Source organism: Streptomyces sp. NPDC037421, assembly GCF_055602105.1.
Genome location: NZ_JBVJWV010000006.1, coordinates 155,534 through 174,683, shown reverse-complemented (window position 1 = coordinate 174,683; position 19,150 = coordinate 155,534). Strand labels below are relative to the sequence as shown.

Here is a 19,150-nt window from a genome sequence, read left to right as displayed (position 1 = left end):
CGCACATGCAGCGGCACACCATCGAACCGCGCCCGGACTGGCAGAAGACCGTCGAGGAGCAGGGGCTGATCTACCCCCTCACCCGCTACCCCGACGACTCCCTGCGCCCCTACTGGGACGAGAGCGCGTACTACTCGTTCTCGCTCCCGGAGGTCGAGGCGCTGGAGGGGGTGGTCGAGGAGCTGCACGCCATGTGCCTGGCCGCGGCCGCGCACATCGTCGACCACGACCGCTTCGCGGACCTCGGCATCACCGACCCGAAACTGGCCGCCCGGATCGCCGAGTCCTGGCGGCGGCGCGCCGAACAGCCCTCCCTCTACGGCCGGTTCGACCTGCGTTACGACGGCGCCGGCGAGCCCGCCAAGCTGCTGGAGTACAACGCCGACACGCCCACCTCCCTGGTGGAGGCCGCGAGCCCGCAGTGGTTCTGGATGGAGGAGCGCTTCCCCGGCGCCGACCAGTGGAACTCCCTCCACGAGCGGCTCGTCGAGGCCTGGCGCCGCCAGGCCGAGCTGCTGCCGCCGGGGCCGGTGCACTTCGCGCACTCCGAGACCGACGAGCTCGGCGAGGACCTGATGACGGTCGCCTACCTCCAGGAGACCGCCGAGCAGGCCGGGCTGGAGACGCACGCGCTGTCGGTGGAGACGATCGGCTGGGACAGCCTCTCGGGCCGGTTCGTGGACGAGAAGCTCCGCTTCATCCGCAGCTGCTTCAAGCTCTACCCGTGGGAGTGGCTGGCCACCGACGAGTTCGGCCCGCAGGTGCTGGGCACCTACGACCACGGCGGCGGCTCGGGCACCACCGCCTGGATCGAGCCGCTGTGGAAGATGCTCCTCGCCAACAAGGCGCTGCTGGCGATCCTGTGGGAACTCTTCCCCGAGCACCCCAACCTGCTGCCCGCCTACCTCGACGGCCCCCGCGAGCTGGCCGGCACCTGCGGGTACGTGGCCAAGCCGCTGCTGGGCCGGGAGGGCGCCGGGGTCACGCTGCACGAGGCGGGCGCGGAGGGCGAGCCCTTCGTCCCGGCCGAGGGGGAGACGTACGTGTTCCAGGCGCTGGCCCCGCTGCCCGACTTCGACGGCAACCGCGTGGTGCTCGGCGCGTGGGTCGTCGAGGAGGAGGCGGCGGGGCTCGGCATCCGCGAATCGGCGGGGCCGGTCACGGACGAGTACGCCCGCTTCCTGCCGCACGTCATCCTGTAGGACGGTCCGCGGCGGCCGGCCGTTCTAGCCGGGGCAGTACCTGAAGTAGGAGGCTTCGGCGCCCTTCGTCCAGCCGCGCCAGTAGGACTCGGAACGGTCCTGGCTCTTGTCCGGCTCGGGAGGGATGCCGCAGCCCGTCCGGGACGCCGCCTTCACGCCGTCGAGGTACCCCGCTTCGAAACCCCGCCGGAAATCCTGGCTGTTCGTGGTGGGGAGCGGGGACGGGGACGTGGGCTGGCCGGGCCGGCAGTTGACGAAGGTGAAGTCCTGGGTGGAGTTCACCGCGAGGACGGTGTAGTCGGCGTTCTTCTGGTTCCGCTGCACCCGGAAGTTCCCGTTCGCGTCGATGTTCAGGGGTTCGGTGGTCTCGCCGTCGTTGAGGTTGCGCGGCCCCTTGAACCCCTCGCCGGTGATGACGACGAACCGTCCTTCCGGGTCGGGGGTGACCGTACAGGTGGCGGTGGGCACCGCCGCCGGTGCGGCGGCGGCCGGTACGGCCAGGGCGGCGGCCCCGAGGACCAGGGAGGACGCCAGGGCGGCGCGGAGCAGGGCGTTTCGGTTGCGTCGGTGCATGGGGGCTCCCAGCGGAGGGTCGGCCCGGGAAGACCGGGGACGCGCACCCGTACGGGTCCTCCCATCGTCCGGCGGGCCGCTCCGGGTGTCCAACGCAGGGCGGGGAACGGCGGCGGGCACGGCCGGGACCCGCGCGTGTCCCGGCCGCGCCCGCCCTCCCGGACAGGACCTAGGCGGAGAGCACCGACCGCAGCTGGTCGAGCCCCCAGTCCAGGTCCTCCTTGGAGATCACCAGCGGCGGCGCGATCCGGATCGTCGACCCGTGGGTGTCCTTCACCAGGACGCCCAGCTCCATCAGCTTCTCGGAGACCTCGCGGCCCGTCCCGAGTGCCGGGTCGATGTCCACGCCCGCCCACAGCCCGCGGCCGCGTACGGCGGTCACCGAGCCGCCGCCGACCAGCAGGTTCAGCTCCCGGTGCAGGTGGTCGCCCAGTTCCGCGGCGCGCTGCTGGTACTCGCCGGTGCGCAGCATCGCGATCACCTCCAGCGCGACGGCGCAGGCGAGGGGGTTCCCGCCGAAGGTGGACCCGTGCTCGCCGGGGCGGAAGACCCCGAGCACGTCCCGGTCGGCGACCACGGCCGACACGGGCACGACCCCGCCGCCGAGCGCCTTGCCGAGGACGTACACGTCGGGCACGACGTCCTCGTGCTCGCACGCGAAGGTCCGGCCGGTGCGGCCCAGGCCCGACTGGATCTCGTCCGCCATGAACAGGACGTTCCGCCGGCGCGTCAGCTCCCGTACGCCCGCCAGGTATCCGGCGGGCGGTACGAGTACACCGGCCTCGCCCTGGACCGGTTCCAGCAGCACGGCCACGGTGTTGGCGGTGACGGCGGCGTCGAGGGCGGTCAGGTCCCCGTACGGGACGATCTCGAAGCCGGGCGTGTAGGGGCCGTAGTGGTCGCGGGCCTCGTGGTCGGTGGAGAAGGACACGATGGTCGTCGTACGGCCGTGGAAGTTGTTCGCGGCGACGACGATCTTGGCCTGGCCGTCGGGTACGCCCTTGACCTCGTACCCCCACTTGCGGGCCGTCTTGACCGCCGTCTCCACCGCCTCCGCGCCCGTGTTCATGGGCAGCACCATCTCCTTGCCGCAGAGCGCGGCCAGCTCGGCGCAGAAGTCGGCGAAGCGGTCGTGGTGGAAGGCGCGCGAGGTGAGGGTGACCCGCTCCAGCTGCGCGCGGGCGGCGTCGATCAGCCTGCGGTTGCCGTGGCCGAAGTTGAGCGCCGAGTACCCGGCGAGCATGTCGAGGTACCGGCGGCCCTCCACGTCGGTCATCCACGCCCCGTCCGCCGACGCGACGACGATCGGCAGGGGGTGGTAGTTGTGCGCGCTGTGTTCGTCGGCGGAGCGGATGGCATCAGCAGTTCTCGACACGGGGTCTCCGATCGTCCGTCTGGCTGGTGGCGCGGGTGACGTGGGTGACGTCATTTGTATCGTCGCTCGGATCGTGGAACCGGAAACCTCATCGGTGCCGCGCCCGCTATGGTGTTCGGTACGCACGGCGACTGGCGTACGGAGAACCGACTCCGGGGGAGTCGTGCGCGCACGACCGCACACAGGGCCGCTCGCCTGGGCCTCGCGGGGACGAGATTCGACATCGACCCCGGAGGAGCCGCGATGACCGCGCACCGCCAGCCCGCCCTGTACGCCACCGACCCCGAACTCGCCTCGCTCGTATCCGCCGAGGAGACCCTCCAGGCGGAGACCCTGCGGCTGATCCCCAGCGAGAACTACGTCTCCGCGGCCGTGCTGGAGGCCTCCGGCACCGTCCTGCAGAACAAGTACAGCGAGGGCTACCCGGGCCGCCGCTACTACGAGGGCCAGCAGAACATCGACCGCGTCGAGGCCCTCGCGGTCGAGCGGGCCAAGGGCCTGTTCGGGGTGGACCACGCCAACGTCCAGCCGTACTCCGGCTCCCCGGCCAACCTGGCCGTCTACCTGGCCTTCGCCAAGCCCGGCGACACGGTGATGGGCATGGCCCTGCCGATGGGCGGGCACCTGACGCACGGCTGGGGCGTCTCGGCCACGGGCTCCTGGTTCCGCGGCGTGCAGTACGGCGTCCGGCCCGACACCGGCCTCATCGACTACGACGCGGTGCGGGAGCTGGCCCTGGCCGAGCGCCCGAAGATCATCTTCTGTGGCGGTACGGCCCTTCCCCGCACCATCGACTTCGCGGCCTTCGCCTCCATCGCCGAGGAGGCCGGCTCGATCCTCGTCGCGGACGTGGCCCACATCGCCGGTCTGATCGCGGGCGGGGCCCACCCCTCCCCGGCGGGGCACGTGGACGTGATCTCCACGACCACGCACAAGACCCTGCGCGGCCCGCGCGGCGCGATGCTGATGTGCCGGGAGGAGCACGCGAAGGCCATCGACAAGGCGGTCTTCCCGGGCCTCCAGGGCGGCCCGCACAACCAGACGACGGCGGGCATCGCGGTGGCCCTGCACGAGGCCGCGCAGCCGTCCTTCGTCTCGTACGCGCACGCGGTCGTGGCCAACGCGAAGGCGCTGGCCGCCGCCCTGCTGGAGCGGGGCTTCGACCTGGTCTCGGGCGGTACGGACAACCACCTGATCCTCATGGACCTCACGGGGAAGGACGCCCCGGGCAAGGTCGCGGCGAAGGCGCTGGACCGGGCGGGGATCGTGGTGAACTACAACACGGTGCCGTTCGACCCGCGCAAGCCGTTCGACCCGTCGGGGATCCGCATCGGCACGCCGTCGCTGACGTCGCGCGGCCTGGGCGTGGAGCACATGCCGGCGGTGGCGGACTGGATCTCGCGCGCGGTGGACGCCGCCGCCAAGGCCGACGAGCCGGCCCTCGCCGCGATCCGCTCCGAGGTCGCGGACCTCATGTCCGCCTTCCCGGCCCCTGGGCTGCCTCTTTGACGCGCCGCTCGCGCGGTGCGCCGTCTGCGGGTGGGTGGGCCGCTGCGAAGGGCTGGGAGGCGCCGGCCCCGCGCAGCGGCCGCCCGCCCGCACACGATCCACCGGCCCCGGCCCGCCGGACGGAGGTGTGCCGGGCAGGTGGAAGAATGGGGCCATGGCTTCTGACCGTCCTCGCGCGCTCTCCGGCATCCAGCCCACCTCCGGTTCGTTCCACCTCGGGAACTACCTCGGAGCGATCCGCCAGTACGTCGCCCTCCAGGAGACGCACGACGCCTTCTACATGGTCGTCGACCTCCACGCGATCACCATGCCGCAGGATCCGAAGGACCTCCGCGCGAACACCCGCCTGTCCGCCGCGCAGCTCCTCGCGGCCGGCCTGGACCCCGAGCGGTGCACGCTCTTCATCCAGAGCCACGTTCCGGAGCACGCGCAGCTCGGCTGGGTCATGAACTGCATCACCGGCTTCGGCGAGGCCAGCCGGATGACCCAGTTCAAGGACAAGTCCGCCAAGGGCGGGGTCAACAGCGCCAGCGTCGGCCTGTTCACGTACCCGATCCTCCAGGTCGCCGACATCCTCCTCTACCAGGCGAACGCCGTCCCGGTCGGCGAGGACCAGCGCCAGCACATCGAGCTGACCCGCGACCTGGCCGAGCGCTTCAACCAGCGCTTCGGCCGGACCTTCACCCTCCCCGCCGCGCACATCGTCAAGGAGGTCGCGAAGATCTACGACCTCCAGGACCCGGCGATCAAGATGTCGAAGTCCGCGTCCTCCCCCAAGGGGCTGATCAACCTCCTCGACGAGCCCAAGGTCACCGAGAAGAAGATCAAGAGCGCGGTCACCGACACGGACACCGTGATCCGCTTCGACACCGAGAACAAGCCCGGCGTCAGCAACCTGCTCACGATCCTCTCCACCCTCACGGGCGAGTCGATCTCCGCCCTGGAGGCCTCGTACGAGGGCAAGGGCTACGGTGCGCTCAAGACCGACCTCGCCGGCGTGATGGTCGATTTCGTCACACCCTTCAGGCAGCGCACGCAGGAGTTCCTGGACGACCCGGAGACCCTGGACTCCCTGCTGGCCAAGGGCGCGGAGAAGGCCCGGGCGGTCGCCGCCGAGACCCTGGCGCAGGCCTACGACCACCTCGGTTTCCTGCCCGCCAAGCACTGACGGACATCAGGCCCCTGGCGGCCGAGGGGGTGCTGCCGCCACACTGAGCGGCAGCACCTCGTACACACACCAAGGAGACACACGTGGGGACCGTAACGCTCGGCGTTTCGATCGCGGTCCCGGAGCCGTACGGCAGCCAGCTCCAGGAGCTGCGCGCCGGCTTCGGGGACGCCGCCGCGCACGGCATCCCCACGCACGTCACCCTCGTGCCGCCCACCGAGGTGGAGGCGGACCGGCTGCCCGCGATCCGCGCCCACCTGGCGGAGGTCGCGAGGGCCTTCCCGGCCTTCCCGATGCGGCTGGAGGGGACGGGGACCTTCCGCCCCCTCTCGCCGGTCGTCTTCGTCAGGCTGGCCGAGGGCACCCCGGGCTGCACCCGCCTCCAGGGGGAGGTGCGCGACCCCGAGGGGCCGCTCGCCCGTGAGCTGGCGTTCCCGTACCACCCGCACGTCACGGTCGCCCACGGGATCTCCGAGGAGGCGATGGACCGGGCCTTCACCGAGCTCGCCGACTACGCCGCCGGCTGGCTGTGCGAGGGCTTCGCGCTCTACGAGCAGGGCTCGGACGGGGTCTGGCGCAAGCTGCGCGAGTACCCTTTCGGCACCGGCGCCGCCGGCGTCCCCGCACAGCCCGCTCCGCTGGGCGACGCGGCCGTGCCGCGCCCCTGACGCAGGAGCCGCTGGGCCCGGTGCGCACGGAAGCGGAGACTCCGAAGTAGCAGGGCATGGAACGGGCGGGTCTGGGGACGATCCGTAGGGCGAAAAGTCACAATCGACGACCGTAGCGCCCAAAACCGGCAATCCCTGCTATTTCAAGCAGCTCATTTACGGTGGCCCCATGGACTGGCTGAAGAAACTCCCGGTGGTCGGACCGGCGGCCTCCGCCGCCATGCGGACCCACGCCTGGCGTTCGTACGAGCGCCTCGACCGCGCGCACTGGACCCGGCTCGCCGCCGCGATCACCTTCATCAGCTTCCTCGCGCTCTTCCCGCTGATCACCGTCGCCGCCGCGATCGGCGCCGCGCTGCTCAGCCAGGAACAGCTGGACAAGCTCCAGAAGAGCCTCGCCGAACAGGTCCCCGGCATCTCCGACCAGCTCGACCTGGAGGGGCTCGTCGCCAACGCCGGCACCGTCGGCCTCGTCGCCGGCGCCCTCCTCCTGTTCACCGGCATCGGCTGGATCGGCTCGATGCGCGACTGCCTGCGCGCCGTCTGGGAGAAGGACGGCGAGGACGAGGGCAACCCCGTCCTGCGCAAGGGCAAGGACGCCCTGGTCCTCCTCGGCCTCGGCGGCGCGGCCCTCGCCTCGGCCGCCGCTTCGATCGTCGGGGCCAGCGCGGTCGGCAAGTCCGCCGAGCTCCTGGGCATCCCGCGCGAGGGCGCGGGAGGGGCGCTGCTGCGGGCCGCGGCCTTCCTCGTCGGCGTGCTGGCGGCCTTCCTGCTCCTGCTCTACCTGCTGACCCTGCTGCCCGGGGTCGAGCCGCCGCGCGGCCGCCTGATCCAGGCGGCGCTCATCGGCGCGGCGGGCTTCGAACTGCTGAAGCTGCTGCTCAGCGGCTACATGCGGGAGGTCGCGGGCAAGAGCATGTACGGGGCCTTCGGCGTGCCGATCGCCCTGCTGCTGTGGATCAGCTTCACGGCGAAGCTGCTGCTCTTCTGCGCGGCCTGGACGGCCACCCGGGACGAGGACGAGGCCCCCTCCGCAGGGGACACCGCCCCCGAGGAGGAGGCGCCCGACGACGGGGCCGAGGCCGTGCCCTAAGGGCTGCCGCCTCCCGGGCCGCGGCGGCCGCGCGGCCAGCGGCGGTTGACCACGAAGGCCCCGCCGGCCAGGACGGCCAGCGCCCCGCCCGCGATGCCGAGCGCCGTGCCGAGCCCGCTGCCGCCGGAGGCCCCGCCGTCCGCCGCGGGCTTGCCCTTCTCGTGCGACGTGGCGGGGGAGCCGTGCGGGGAGGTGTCCGCGCTCTTCGGCGGCACCAGCTCGCCGACCGGCTTGACCTTCCCGGCCGCCGCGAACCCCCAGTCGAAGAGCTCGGCCGTCTCCTCGTAGACCGAGTTGACCCCGCCGTTGTCCGGGTTCATCACGGTCACGAGCAGCTTCTTGTCGCCGCGCTGGGCGGCGCCGGTGAAGGTCGAGCCGGCCATGGTGGTGTTGCCGTTCTTCACCCCGGCGATGCCCTTGTACGGGGTGATGCCGCCGGCGCCGGTCATCAGCCGGTTGGTGTTCTGGATCTCGAAGTACTCGCGGGGCCTGCCCGCCTCCTGCCTCCCGGGGAACTTCGCCTCGGCCGTGCCGCAGTACTCGCGGAAGTCCTGCTTCTGGAGCCCGGAGCGGGCGATGAGGGTGAGGTCGTACGCGCTCGACACCTGCTCGGGGGCGTCGTAGCCGTCCGGGGACACCACGTGGGTGTCCAGAGCCTGGAGCTCCTCGGCGTGGGCCTGCATGTCCTTGACGGTCTTGTCGATGCCGCCGTTCATGGCCGAAAGCACGTGCACCGCGTCGTTCCCGGAGCGCAGGAACACGCCGAGCCACAGGTCGTGGACGCTGTAGTCGTGGTCCTCCTTGACCCCCACCAGGCTGCTGCCCGGGCCGACGCCGTCCATGTCCTGGTCGGTGACGTGGTGCACCTGGTCCTTGGGGAGGCCGGGCAGCACGGTGTCGGCGAAGAGCATCTTCATGGTGGAGGCCGGGGGCAGCCGCCAGTGGGCGTTGTGCGCGGCCAGCACCTCGCCGGTCTCGGCGTCCGCCACGATCCAGGACCGGCCGCTGAGGTTGGCGGGCAGGGCGGGCGCGCCGGGCAGCGGGTTGACCTGGGTCCCGGGCTGCCCGAGGCGGGCCCCGCCGACGCTGGACATCGAGGGGGGCGGCGCGGGGGCGTTCGGTGCCTTCGGGGGCTGACCCTTCCCGTCGGCCGCCGGGGGCGGCGTGGGCACGGCGAGCGCGGGCGTGCTCGCGGGTGCCGCGAGCACCGCCGGGACCAGCAGTGCGGCGGAAAGGACCGTCAGCGCGGTCTTCTTGGCAGACACGCAGGTGAACGTACATCCCGATGGACTGCCTGGCGTCCGGGACCGGCCAACCGGGCCCAACCACCCCCGGTACGGCCCACCCCGGCGCGTCCGTCCTGGGGACGAATCCGATACTGGGGGCATGAAACTCAGCCGCACCGCGTCCTGGTTCCTCGCAGCGTTCGGAGCTTGGTCCTGGGTGATCTGGTCCACGTTCGTCAAGAACCTCTTCAATGACGCCAGCGGTCTGGCATTCGATGACGGTCAGCCCACGGCCTACTTCTGGGTCCACCTCCTCCTGGCGGTCACGTCCTTTCTCCTGGGGACCGCCGTTGGTGTGATCGGGTTGCGCGGTGTCCTGGCTCTGCGGCGTGAATCACGATGACCGTGTTTGTGGTGATTGTGGCGGTGGTCGCGGTACTGGCGCTTCTTGCGTTGGTCCACCGGTGGCTGTGGGTCCGGCTGGTCCGCGACACGACCCGTGCGGGCGGGGCGGCGCGGAGGGCGGGCACCGTCCTGGCCTTCGCGCTGCCGCTGCTGGCCCTGGCCGCGCTGACGGCGGGACGGGCGGGCGCGCCGTTCTGGCTGGAGCGGCTGGTGGCGTGGCCGGGGTACATGTGGCTGGCGGTGCTGCTGTACCTCACGATGGCGATGGCGGTGGCGGAACCGATCCGGCGCCTCTGGCTCCGCCGTCTGCCCCAGCCCCAGCCCCAGCCCCAGCCCCCGGCTCCCCGATCGCCGGAGGGGCTTGATCTGGCGCCCGCCGCTTCCGTGGCGTCGTCCGGGGCGCCGCCCCAGGGCCCGGCCGAGCCGGGCGGGGCGGCCGGGGCGGAGCCCCAGCCGGGGGAAGGGGCGGGTGGGGGAACCGCCCCGCAGGGCCCCGCCCCCGCCGGCCGGCCGGCCGGTGCCCCCGCCCCCGGTGCCCCCGCCCCCGGTGCGCCCGCCCAGGCCGACGCCACCGCGGGCGGGACGGCCGTCGCGGCCACCGGCACGCTCCCCGACGGGGTCGGGAGGCGGGTGTTCGTGGCGCGGGTGCTCGGCGGGGCGGCCGCGGTCGCCGCCGCGGGGGTCGTCGGCAACGGGACCTACGGAGTGCTCCGCGGGCCCCGCGTGAAGCGCGTGCAGGTGCCCCTCGCCCGGCTGCCGCGCGCTGCGCACGGGTTCCGCATCGCCGTCGTCAGCGACGTCCACCTCGGCCCGGTGCTCGGCCACGCCCACACCCGCCGGATCGTCGACACCGTCAACCGCACCCAGCCCGACCTCATCGCCATCGTCGGCGACCTCGTGGACGGCGACGTCCGCGACCTCGGCCCCGCCGCCGAGCCGCTGCGCGAACTCCGCGCCCGCCTCGGCAGCTTCTTCGTCACCGGCAACCACGAGTACTTCTCCGGCGCCCAGCAGTGGGTGGACCACGTCCGCGAACTCGGCCTCACACCGCTGGAGAACGCCCGGCGCGAGCTGCCCCACTTCGACCTCGCCGGGGTCAACGACGTCCAGGGGGAGAAGGAGGGCAAGGGCCCCGACTTCCAGGCGGCCCTCGGGGACCGGGACCGCGCCCGTGCCTCCGTACTCCTCGCCCACCAGCCGATCGTGATCGACGAAGCCGTCCGCCACGGCGTGGACCTCCAGCTCTCCGGGCACACCCACGGCGGCCAGCTGTGGCCCGGCAAGTACCTGGCCGAGCTGGCGAACCCGACCGTCGCGGGCCTGGAGCGCTACGGCGACACCCAGCTGTACGTGTCCCGGGGCGCGGGTGCCTGGGGGCCGCCGGTGCGGGTCGGGGCGCCGTCCGACATCACCGTCGTCGAACTCGCCTCATACCAGGCCTGACCTGGTCCGACCGGGCATCGTGGGCCTTCCGGTGGCCGATTTTCCGTGATTCAGTGACCGATATTCGGAGAGTCGGTTCGGATATCGATGGACGGGGTTCGGGGATGCGGTCTGTCCGCTCGAAGGTGATCGCGGCCGGGCTGGTCCTCGGAGCGGCCGGCGGGGGCGCCTGGCAGCTGCTGCCCGCCGACGAGGAGGGCCGCGGCGCGATCCGCGTCGGCACGACCGACGTCGTCTCCGCCCTCGACCCGGCCGGGGCCTACGACGCGGGCTCCTGGGCCCTGTTCGGCAACATCTACCAGTCGCTGCTGACCATCAGGCCCGGCTCCGCCACCCCCGTCCCGGACGCCGCGTCCTCCTGCAAGTTCATCGGGCAGAAGCTGACCACCTACCAGTGCGAGCTGCGCCCCGACCTGACCTTCTCCAACGGCCGCGCCGTCACCGCGGAGGACGTGAAGTTCTCCTTCGACCGCATCAAGCAGATCAACTCCGACCAGGGGCCGGCCCCGCTCTTCACCAACCTCCAGTCGGTCAAGGCCGAAGGCCGCACGGTCACCTTCAACCTCTCCTCCCGCGACGCCACCTTCCCCTTCAAGATCGCCACCGGCGCCGCCTCGATCGTCGACAAGGACCGCTACCCGGCCAAGGCGCTGCGCGAGGGCGGCGAGGCGGACGGCTCGGGCCCGTACACCCTGGCCGAGTACCGCCGGCGCACCAGCGCCGAACTGCGGCCCAACCCGGCGTACAAGGGGCAGGGCGGCCCCGCCCGGGCCCTGGTCACCGTCCGGTACTTCAAGGACTCCGCGCAGCTCGACAAGGCCTGGCGGGACCACGAGGTCGAGGTCGCGCACCGGGACATGCCCCCGGCGGTGCTCGCGGGCCTCAACCCGGGCCTGAAGGACACCCGCTACCAGGCCTCCGGCGGCACGGAGACCCGTAACCTCGTCTTCAACGTCCGCCCGGGTTCCTCGGCGGAGAAGCCGGCCGTGCGCCAGGCGGTGGCGGCCGTACTGGACCGCTCCAAGATCGCCGGGGACATCCACAAGGGCACGGTCACCCCGCTGTACTCCCTGGTCCCGGCGGGCGTCCCGGCGCACGGCACGCCCTTCTTCGACGCCTACCCCTCGCCCAACGGCGCGGCCGCCCGCAAGCTCCTGCGCGACGCCGGGATCACCGCGCCCGTCTCCGTCACCCTCGGGGTCAACACGCGCGGCGCGAACCTCGCCGAGGCCGAGGAGATCAAGCGGCAGCTGGAGTCGACGAACCTGTTCCAGGTGAAGACCAGGCCCGTCGAGGCGTGGGAGGACTTCCAGAAGGCCTACGCGGCCGGGGAGTTCGACGCCTACACGATCGGCTGGATCGCCGACTTCCCGGACGCGGACAACTTCCTCGCGCCGCTGGTCGGCCGGGACTCCAGCATGAACAACGGCTTCTCCGACAAGTACGTCGACGAGCTGATCACCCGCAACCAGGCCCACTCCGAGCGCGCCGGCGCCGCCGCCGACTTCCGCGAGCTCCAGCGGGTGGTGGCCCAGCAGGTGCCGGTGCTGCCGATCTGGCAGAAGAAGGACTACGTGCTCTCGCGCGAGGCCGTCACCGGCTCCCAGTTCCTCTCCGACGGCACGGGCGTCTGGCGGCTGTGGGAGCTCAACTGGCTGTAGGCGGCGCGAGGGTGTCCCCGTGCGCCAGCAGCAGGGTGCCCAGGGAGCCGGCCAGCGCCTCGCAGGCCGCGCGGTCCAGCGGGGTCAGCAGGCTCGCGTAGTGCCTCAGGTGCTCCTCGATGACCGTGTCGATCAGCGTGCGGCCCGCGTCGGTCAGGCGGATGCGCACCGACCGGCGGTCGGCCCCGTCGCGGACCCGCTCGACCAGGCCCTTGGCCTCCAGCCGGTCGATCCGGTTGGTGATCGCGCCCGAGGTCACCATGGCGGCCGGGATCAGCGCGCCGGCGGTCAGCGCGTACGGCGGGCCTGACCGGCGCAGGGTGGCCAGTACGTCGAACTCGCCCACCTCCAGGCCGTGTTCGGCGGTGAAGGCCTTGAGGTACTTGTCGATGAGCCGGTTCATGCGCTGGATCCGGGCCAGCACCTCGACGGGCCACAACGCCTCCGTGAGGTCGGGGCGCTCCTTCTCCCACTGGCCGACGAGCGCGGCCACCATGTCCTGGTCGTTGCCGTCCTTCTCCATGCCCCAAGAATACCTCAACGTTAAGACACTTGACGTTGAGGGAGTCTCTCTGTTTTTATCTCAACGTTGAGATTGTCAAGGTTGAGACATGAAGGGGAGTGGGTCGTCCATGACGGTCACCGCCACCACCGGCAGGAACGAGGCGCCGGCAGCCGCCGCCACCCGGGCGCCCGTCCCGGTCTTCTGGCTCGCCCTGCTGGCCACCCCCATCGCCGCCGGGGCCAACGCGCCCGTGCTGATCCTCCCGGACATGGCCCGCTCGCTCGGGGTCGGCAACGCCACGGCCGCCTGGCTGCTCACCGCCTTCGGCTGGGCCATCGCCGTCGGCACCCCCCTGCTCGCCGGACTCCTGCGCCGCCGGGGCCTGGCCGCGGTGCTCCGCCTGGCCACCGCCCTCGTCCTCGGCGGCACGCTGCTGGTCGCCGCGTCCCCCTGGCTCCCGCTCACCCTCCTCGGCCGCTGCGCCCAGGCCGCGGGCGGCGCCGGGCTGGTGGCGGCGGCGATGAGCCTCGCCGGGACCGCCCGCCGGATGGGCGTCATCAGCGCCGGCTTCGGCATGCTGGGCGCGGCCGGACCGCTGCTCGGCCGGACCCTCGCGGACGGCGCCTCCTGGCGGATCGCCCTCGCCGTCCAGGCCGTCTCCCTGCTGGCGGTGCCCGCCGTGCTGCGCCACGCCGGGAGCGGGAAGGCGCCGGCCCCCGCGGGCCGCTTCGACGGGCGCGGCGCCGCCCTGCTGACCGCTCTCGCCACCGCCCTGGTGCTGCTGCCGACCCAGCCCCTCGCCGCCCTCGCCGGCGCCCTCGCCGCCGCCGTGCTGCTGACCCTGCACGTGCGCCGCCGCCCCGACGGGTTCGTGCCCGCCGTGCTGCTGCGCCGGCCCGTGTTCGTGGTCTCGGCGCTGCTCGCGCTGGCGCTGTCGACCTCCTACTTCACCCTGCTCTTCTCGGTGCCCCGGCTGCTCGCCGACCGCGCCGGCTGGGACGCGGCCTCCGCCGGTACCGGGCAGCTGGTCGCGCTGCTGGCCGGGGCGGCCCTGTCCTGGCTGCTCGCCGCCGCCTCGGCCCGGATGGGCCGCGCGGCCGTCCGTACGGTGCTCGTCGCGGCCGGCGCCGCCGCCGCGCTCACCGGGGTCTTCGCCCCGTCCGGCCTGCTGCTGGTGGCGGCCACCGGGGTGGGCGTGTTCACCGCCAGCGCCGCGAACGCCGTCCTGTCGACCCACGCCGTGTCGGCCGCCCCCGACGAGGCCCACCGGCCCAGCGCCATCGGCCTGTTCACCCTCTGCTACCAGCTGGGCGGTGCCTTCGGCCCGGCGGTGGCCACCCTGCTCGTCCTGGGCTGAGAAGGCTCCGGTTCCCGGACCCTCACTCCTCGCCGGGGTGCGGGTCCGAGGCCCGCTTCCCGCCGCGCGCGGCCGCCGTCTGGGCCATGCCCGGCAGGAAGTCCGCGAAGAGCTCGTGCACCTCGCGCACCAGCGGGCGCAGCACCCGGAACCGGGCCAGCACGATGCCCCGCGTGGTCAGCTGCGCACCGCGTTCGGCGAGCCGCCGGGTCTTCTCGCTGCCGGGCGAGCGGTCGAAGACCCAGTACAGGACCAGGCCCATCTGCGAGAGCCACATCAGCTCCGGCAGTACGTCGGCCAGTTCGCCCGGCACCTTGGTCTTCGCCCCGGCCAGCACCTCGCGGTGGATGTCGATGGCCGCCTTGCGCGCCGCCTCCGACTCCGCCGAGAAGGGGCTGAGCGGACTCTCCGGATCCGCCGCGTTCTTGAAGAACTGCGAGGCGAACTCGTGGTAGGGCTCCGCGATGTCCATCCAGCTCGTCAGCACGCCGGCGAGCCGCTTCTGGAGATCGGTCTCCTGGTCCAGGATGGGCCGGACCGCGGCCTGGTGGGCCGCGCCGATCCGGTCGTAGAAGCCCTGGACGAGGTGCTCCTTCGACTCGAAGTAGTAGTACGCGTTGCCGACCGAGACCCCTGCCTCCTTGGCGATGCCCCGCATGGTCGTCTTGTCGAACCCGCGCTCCTGGAAGAGCCGGAGCGCGGTTTCGAGGATGAGCGTGCGGGTCTGCTCGCTCTTGGGCGCCTTCTGATCTGTCACGGTGTCCGACCTTATCGGGGCGCGGAGCAGTGATCGTCACAGGCCGGTTCCCCGGACTCCGCTTCGGAATTGGTACGTACCGCGTGCCGGACGGCGGCGGCCGTGTTCATGGCCGCCCCGGCGAAGGGACGGCCCGCCGGGGTGGCGAGCCATTCGGCCTTCGAGCGGTGCTCGGCCAGCGCCCAGAGGCAGACGACGAAGGCGTCCGTCCCCCGCCACACCTGGCCCGCGTCCCCGACGACGGTGATCTCGCGCAGCGTCTCGGCGTGCGCCAGCTTCGGGAACTTCCGCCAGGCCTCGGCGGAGGCGGCCGGCACCAGCCGCAGCGGGACCAGCTGCCGTTGCCCGATCAGCCAGTTCCGGATGCGGGTGCACACGGGGCAGTCGGCGTCGTACAGGACGGTCAGGTACCGGACGCCGGGCTGTCCGCCGCCCGCGGCCCGCGCCACGGGTCAGGCCCCGGCCGGCGCGGTCCACCCCTGGGGGGCGAGCGGCGGCACGGGGGGCAGCTGCACGGCCTGCCGCTCCATGATCCCGCGGCGGCGCATCCGGCTCAGCACCCACACGTTGCCGAGGTGCATGACGCCGAGGACCAGCAGGACGACGCCGAGCTTGACCGACAGCGCCTCGAAGAGTCCGCGGGCTTCGAGGACCGTCGAGCCCGAGCGCAGGTACAGGGTCACGAAGCCGACGTTGACGAGGTAGAAGCCGACCACCAGGAGGTGGTTGACGGCGTCCGCGAGCTTCTCGTTCCCCTGGAGGACATCGGCGATGAAGATGCGGCCGTTGCGGCTGAGCGTACGGGCGACCCAGACGGTCAGCCCGATGCTGACGAGCAGGTAGATGACGTACGCGACCACGGTGAGGTCCATTGCCCCAGCCCCCTTGAACGTGTTCAATTCCTTGGCGGGACTGACTCTAGACCTGTTTTTGAACAGGTTCAAGCCTTCTCGTCGGGCTCGGTCAGCAGGGCGGCCGGAAGCCCCCGGGAGTGGCGGGCGGACGGTCCGCCGAGACGATGGCCGCCTCCGGCCGGGGCATCGGGGAGCCGTCCGCCAGCAGGTAGGGACCCGGCTCCAGGACGGTGCCGACGTCGGCGCCGCGCCGCGTCGTGTTCGCGGCCGTCACCCGGTTCAGGGGCGCGGGGGTGAGCGTCTGCGTCTCGCGGACGTACGCGACGAAGCTCTCGTAGTCGCGCTGGTGGCGGTACGGGGCCCGGAAACCGCGCAGCGCGCCGTAGCCGTCGTACGCCAGGAACGTGTACGAGGGGGACGCGAGCCGGTAGGTCCGGGCCGGGTCGAGCGGAACGCCGTCGACGAACACGTCCGCCGGCCTGACGCGGTCGCCGGCCCTGCCCCGGGCGTCGAACGTGTAGCGGACGTTGCTGGAGACGGCCAGCGGCGCGAAGAGCAGTTCGCCGCTCGCCGCCGTCGTCCACTGCTGCTCCAGGGCGTCGTGGATCTGCTGCCCGGTCACCGTCGCGCTGACGATCGGGTCGCCGAAACCGACGGCCCTCCACACCCGGCCGAAGGTGACGGCCCCGCCCGAGGCCGCGTCGCGCACCAGATCGCCCGCGATGACGGCCTGTCCCACCCGGGGCGCGGCCGCGACCAGCGCGAGCTGGGCCGGCACGTTGGGGTGGACGTTGGCGTCGTTCTCCGGGTCGGCCGGCCTGCGGCCCGCCCACAGCGCCCAGTCGGCGGCCAGGTCGCCCATGGTGGACTCGCCCGCGGTGTTGCGCGTACGCGAGAACGAGCCGGTCTGCCGGCCGATCCGGGTGGCGTCCCGCGCGGCGGCCTGGCCGGCCCAGTAGTCGACGACCTCCTTGAGGGCCGGATCGGGGGCGCCGTCGCGGGTGTTGGGGTGGTTGACGGAGACGGTCAGCTCGCGGACCACCTTCCCGGTCGCCGGGTCGAGGCGGAGGCTGATCTCGTTGACGAGCTGGCCGTGGCAGCCCGCCTCGACGAAGGGCCGGGGGACGCCGTCGGGATCGGGGACCATCATGTTGAACCGGGTGTGCCAGTGCCCGGTGACGATGGCGTCGATGTCGGGGGAGACCCGCAGCGCCAGGTCCAGGGCGGGGCCGGAGGGGTCGGCGCCGCTGTTGAAGTCGGCTCCGGCCACCGCCCCGTCGTGGATGCTGAGCACGATGGCGCCCACGCCCTGGGCCTTGAGCAGGGCCGCGTACCGGTCGGCGGTGGCGACCTCGTCGAGGGTGGCCAGCCCCGGCTGGTAGGAGCCGGGCATCAGCTCGGTGCCGAGGGCGGTCAGGTGGATGAATCCGATCCGCAGTTCCTGGCCGGCGGCGGTGCGGACCGTCTCGATGTTGTACGCGGGCAGCACCGTGCGCCCGTCGGCGCCCCAGACGACGTTGGCGCTGTGGTAGCGGAAGCCGGCGCCGTGGAAGCGGGCGCCGGAGGAGTCGGTGAAGGTGGCGTCCCGGCCCTCGACGGGGAACGGCACGCCCTGCTCCATGTGCCGCCGCAGCATGGCGGGGGACTTGTCGAACTCGTGGTTCCCGGCGGTCGCGAAATCGAGCCCCATCCGGTTGAGGGCCTCGATGGTGGGCTCGTCGGCGAAGGCGGCGGCGTCGAACTCCCACCCGGCGAAGGCGTCCCCGGGGGTGAAGAAGAACGAGTTGGCCCGCCCGTCCCGGAGCCGGGCGAGATGGGCGGCCATGTACGCGACCCCGCCGACGGTGTAGGTCCGGCCCCCGTTGCCGCTGATGACGGCGTTGCCGCCGGGGGCGGCCTGGAGGTAGCCGTGCAGGTCGGTGATGTTGAGGAGCTGCACGTCCACGTACTCGGCGGCGGTGGCGGCGTCCCGCGCGTGCTCGGTGGCGTGGGCGGGGATCCCGGTGGCGAAGGTGGCGGCGACGGTCCCCAGGGACGTGAGGAACGTCCGCCGCCCGAGGCGGTGTGAACTCCGGTCCGGACATGCGGTCTTGGCGAGCCTCGTCACATCCGCCCATGCTCCCGCGTCCCGCCGCCCGTGTCGACGCGCCGGGCCGGGGGATCAGAAGGCCGCGCCGGCGATCTTGAAGATGTGGTCCGGCTCCGTCAGGCCGTCCTCCTTCTTCTGGGGGCGGCGGTTCGTCGGGTTGAGGGAATACACCAGGACCCGGCCGCGGTCCTCGTTGACGAAGACGCCGCTGGTGTAGCCGTTGTACGAGCCGGTCTTGCCCCAGACCCAGGTGCCCGCGCCGAGCTGCACGTGCTGGAGGCCGCCCCGGCTGAAGGTGCGGTCCCCCGCGAAGCCCGGGACCGGCTCGGTGAGCAGCTCCTGCTGGGCGGGCGGCAGCAGCCGGCCGTTCATCAGGGCGGTGAAGAACCGGTCCAGCTCGGGGGCGTTGGAGATCATCCCGCCCTCCGCCCAGGCCCAGGGGCTCTGCCGGGAGTTGTCGACGAGCTCCCCGGTGCCGTCGCCGGAGGCGTCCCACAGGGCCCGGGTGTGCGGGGCCGGGAGCGACCGGTCGTCGGCGGCGGGCACGTACGTGTGGCGCAGCCCCAGCGGCCGGGCGATCCGGCGCTGCACCTCCTCCGCGTACGTACGGCCGGTGGTCTTCTCGATCGCCATGCCGAGCAGGAGGTGGTTCAGGCCGTTGTACTGCTGAGCGGCGCCCGGCACGGGCTTCGGGGCGCCCGCCTCGGCGGCGGCCCGCACCGCGTCGGCGACCGCCGAGGCCGGTGTGGTTCCGGCGGAGGGCGCCAACGGCTTGGGCAGGCCGCTGGTGTGGCTCAGCAGCTGCCCGATGGTCATCGGCGCCCAGTCGGCCGGCAGGACCCCCGGCAGGACCTGCTGGACGGGGGTGTCCAGGCCCAGGCGGCCCTCCGCGACCAGCTGGAGCGTCACCGTCGAGGTGAACACCTTGGTGATGCTCCCGATCCGGAAGTTCGCGTCGGCCGAGGGCACCGTGGGCCCGGCCGCCCCGCTCCAGCGCCCGTCCCTGCCGCTCACCCGGGCCAGGGCACCGCTGACGGCGACGTCCGGGAGCCCGTCGAGGGAGGCCCGGAGGGCGGCGCGGTCCAGCGGGCGGTGCGCGTGCAGCGTCCCGGTGACCGGGGTGCGGGCGGGCTGCTCGGCGGCGGAGGCCACGGCGGGCAGGGTGCCGGCGCCGATGGCGGCCAGGGCCACTCCGGAGGCCAGCAGGGTCGCCCAACGGGCCTTGCGGGGAGCGGAGTTCGCGGGGTTCGTCATGCCCGTAAGCC

Annotated in this window: 18 protein-coding genes and 1 riboswitch; of the genes, 9 read left to right on the top strand and 9 right to left on the bottom strand. The window is 72.8% G+C overall.

Annotated elements, in window-relative coordinates:
• Window positions 1-5: 5 nt before the first annotated feature.
• Window positions 6-1,202 carry a glutathionylspermidine synthase family protein gene (locus ACZ7IF_RS11870; protein WP_470967560.1) on the top strand — a complete coding sequence of 399 codons (1,197 nt, stop codon included), beginning with the start codon at window positions 6-8 and terminating at the stop codon, window positions 1,200-1,202.
• A gap of 24 nt (window positions 1,203-1,226) precedes the next feature.
• Here ACZ7IF_RS11870 and ACZ7IF_RS11865 read toward each other — a convergent pair whose 3' ends face one another.
• Window positions 1,227-1,775, bottom strand: a complete 549-nt coding sequence (locus ACZ7IF_RS11865) for a hypothetical protein (RefSeq protein ID WP_470967555.1) — start codon at window positions 1,773-1,775, stop codon at window positions 1,227-1,229.
• A 169-nt stretch (window positions 1,776-1,944) separates the two neighbouring features.
• Window positions 1,945-3,150 carry an ornithine--oxo-acid transaminase gene (gene rocD / locus ACZ7IF_RS11860; protein WP_470967551.1) on the bottom strand — a complete coding sequence of 402 codons (1,206 nt, stop codon included), beginning with the start codon at window positions 3,148-3,150 and terminating at the stop codon, window positions 1,945-1,947.
• 117 nt (window positions 3,151-3,267) lie between these two features.
• Window positions 3,268-3,358, top strand: a riboswitch (ZMP/ZTP riboswitch).
• A 35-nt stretch (window positions 3,359-3,393) separates the two neighbouring features.
• Between rocD and ACZ7IF_RS11855 the strand changes: the two genes are divergently transcribed.
• The 4 genes from ACZ7IF_RS11855 to ACZ7IF_RS11840 all read left to right on the top strand — a co-directional run bounded on the left by ACZ7IF_RS11855 (window position 3,394) and on the right by ACZ7IF_RS11840 (window position 7,588).
• The gene (locus ACZ7IF_RS11855; protein WP_470967547.1) at window positions 3,394-4,659 is read left to right on the top strand and encodes a serine hydroxymethyltransferase; all 1,266 of its coding nucleotides are present in this window, start codon (window positions 3,394-3,396) and stop codon (window positions 4,657-4,659) included.
• Window positions 4,660-4,813: 154 nt separating this feature from the next.
• A complete protein-coding gene (gene trpS, locus ACZ7IF_RS11850) occupies window positions 4,814-5,827 on the top strand; it encodes a tryptophan--tRNA ligase (protein WP_470967542.1) in 1,014 nt (337 codons plus the stop codon).
• Window positions 5,828-5,910: 83 nt separating this feature from the next.
• Window positions 5,911-6,495, top strand: a complete 585-nt coding sequence (locus ACZ7IF_RS11845) for a 2'-5' RNA ligase family protein (protein ID WP_470967539.1) — start codon at window positions 5,911-5,913, stop codon at window positions 6,493-6,495.
• 169 nt (window positions 6,496-6,664) lie between these two features.
• Entirely contained in the window at window positions 6,665-7,588 is a 924-nt protein-coding gene (locus ACZ7IF_RS11840) for a YihY/virulence factor BrkB family protein (RefSeq protein ID WP_470967534.1), read from the top strand.
• On the opposite strand, the gene ACZ7IF_RS11835 is transcribed toward ACZ7IF_RS11840, so the two are convergent.
• Window positions 7,585-8,853, bottom strand: coding sequence for a D-alanyl-D-alanine carboxypeptidase family protein (locus tag ACZ7IF_RS11835; protein ID WP_470967530.1), 1,269 nt, complete (start codon window positions 8,851-8,853; stop codon window positions 7,585-7,587). The genes ACZ7IF_RS11840 and ACZ7IF_RS11835 overlap by 4 nt on opposite strands.
• A 121-nt stretch (window positions 8,854-8,974) precedes the next feature.
• Here ACZ7IF_RS11835 and ACZ7IF_RS11830 point away from each other — a divergent pair, with 121 nt between their 5' ends.
• The 3 genes from ACZ7IF_RS11830 (at window position 8,975) to ACZ7IF_RS11820 (ending at window position 12,323) form a co-directional block, all read left to right on the top strand.
• Window positions 8,975-9,217 (top strand): SCO4848 family membrane protein, encoded by a 243-nt coding sequence (locus ACZ7IF_RS11830; RefSeq protein ID WP_470967526.1) that lies wholly within the window; start codon window positions 8,975-8,977, stop codon window positions 9,215-9,217.
• Complete coding sequence (locus ACZ7IF_RS11825; RefSeq protein WP_470967522.1) at window positions 9,214-10,662, top strand: metallophosphoesterase; 1,449 nt, start codon at window positions 9,214-9,216, stop codon at window positions 10,660-10,662. Before ACZ7IF_RS11830 ends, ACZ7IF_RS11825 begins: the two co-directional genes overlap by 4 nt.
• Before the next feature lie 104 nt (window positions 10,663-10,766).
• Window positions 10,767-12,323 (top strand): ABC transporter substrate-binding protein, encoded by a 1,557-nt coding sequence (locus ACZ7IF_RS11820; RefSeq protein ID WP_470967519.1) that lies wholly within the window; start codon window positions 10,767-10,769, stop codon window positions 12,321-12,323.
• On the opposite strand, the gene ACZ7IF_RS11815 is transcribed toward ACZ7IF_RS11820, so the two are convergent.
• The gene (locus ACZ7IF_RS11815; protein ID WP_470967516.1) at window positions 12,310-12,846 is read right to left on the bottom strand and encodes a MarR family winged helix-turn-helix transcriptional regulator; all 537 of its coding nucleotides are present in this window, start codon (window positions 12,844-12,846) and stop codon (window positions 12,310-12,312) included. The genes ACZ7IF_RS11820 and ACZ7IF_RS11815 overlap by 14 nt on opposite strands.
• A gap of 109 nt (window positions 12,847-12,955) precedes the next feature.
• Between ACZ7IF_RS11815 and ACZ7IF_RS11810 the strand changes: the two genes are divergently transcribed.
• Complete coding sequence (locus tag ACZ7IF_RS11810) at window positions 12,956-14,185, top strand: MFS transporter (protein ID WP_470967513.1); 1,230 nt, start codon at window positions 12,956-12,958, stop codon at window positions 14,183-14,185.
• Window positions 14,186-14,207: 22 nt separating this feature from the next.
• Here the strand turns inward: ACZ7IF_RS11810 and ACZ7IF_RS11805 are convergent, their stop codons facing one another.
• The 5 genes from ACZ7IF_RS11805 to ACZ7IF_RS11785 form a co-directional block, all read right to left on the bottom strand.
• Window positions 14,208-14,942 carry a TetR family transcriptional regulator gene (locus ACZ7IF_RS11805; RefSeq protein ID WP_470967509.1) on the bottom strand — a complete coding sequence of 245 codons (735 nt, stop codon included), beginning with the start codon at window positions 14,940-14,942 and terminating at the stop codon, window positions 14,208-14,210.
• Window positions 14,943-14,953: 11 nt separating this feature from the next.
• Window positions 14,954-15,391 (bottom strand): thiol-disulfide oxidoreductase DCC family protein, encoded by a 438-nt coding sequence (locus ACZ7IF_RS11800; protein ID WP_470967502.1) that lies wholly within the window; start codon window positions 15,389-15,391, stop codon window positions 14,954-14,956.
• 3 nt (window positions 15,392-15,394) lie between these two features.
• Window positions 15,395-15,814 carry a hypothetical protein gene (locus tag ACZ7IF_RS11795; protein WP_470967495.1) on the bottom strand — a complete coding sequence of 140 codons (420 nt, stop codon included), beginning with the start codon at window positions 15,812-15,814 and terminating at the stop codon, window positions 15,395-15,397.
• A gap of 91 nt (window positions 15,815-15,905) precedes the next feature.
• The gene (locus ACZ7IF_RS11790) at window positions 15,906-17,903 is read right to left on the bottom strand and encodes a bifunctional metallophosphatase/5'-nucleotidase (RefSeq protein WP_470967489.1); all 1,998 of its coding nucleotides are present in this window, start codon (window positions 17,901-17,903) and stop codon (window positions 15,906-15,908) included.
• 54 nt (window positions 17,904-17,957) lie between these two features.
• Window positions 17,958-19,139, bottom strand: coding sequence for a serine hydrolase domain-containing protein (locus ACZ7IF_RS11785; RefSeq protein WP_470967482.1), 1,182 nt, complete (start codon window positions 19,137-19,139; stop codon window positions 17,958-17,960).
• Between the last annotated feature and the right edge of the window lie 11 nt (window positions 19,140-19,150).